This window comes from Priestia sp. SIMBA_032 (assembly GCF_046535215.1).
GTDB classification, from domain to species: Bacteria; Bacillota; Bacilli; order Bacillales; family Bacillaceae_H; genus Priestia; species Priestia aryabhattai.
Genome location: NZ_JAWRXD010000210.1, coordinates 1 through 384, shown reverse-complemented (window position 1 = coordinate 384; position 384 = coordinate 1). Strand labels below are relative to the sequence as shown.

General features: G+C 28.4%; 1 protein-coding gene. It reads right to left on the bottom strand.

The window, feature by feature from the left end; genetic code table 11:
* Positions 1–136 precede the first annotated feature (136 nt).
* Positions 137–268 carry a YvrJ family protein gene (locus SB717_RS34040; RefSeq protein ID WP_306473037.1) on the bottom strand — a complete coding sequence of 44 codons (132 nt, stop codon included), beginning with the start codon at positions 266–268 and terminating at the stop codon, positions 137–139.
* Positions 269–384: the final 116 nt, after the last annotated feature.

The following is a 384-nucleotide window of genomic DNA, read 5'->3' as shown; positions in this document are numbered from 1 at the left end:
ACAGTAGTTTTCCTAGTCGTTGAAATATAGATGTTATGTTGATAATGCTCTATTGCATCTTGAGTAGTTTGCTCAAATTATTAGGTAGTATTCATACTAAGAAATTAATTAAAAAATAAGCCTATAAATCGATTATTTATTGCTTGTCCTGTTCTTTTTCAATAATAGTGGCTATTTTATTAATAGCTTCTGTTAAATGATCTATTTTCTTTTCAAAGCGTAAGAGAAGATAAAAAGTAACAACAATAGGAAAGCCAAAATTCCCAATAAGGTTAAGCCATTGTTCTATCTTAATTACCTCCTTTTGGATACCGTTATTTTATATAATATGCAGTCCAATTGAAAGCGTTTGGACATGTTCTAATATAAAAAAGGCTAGTTTCA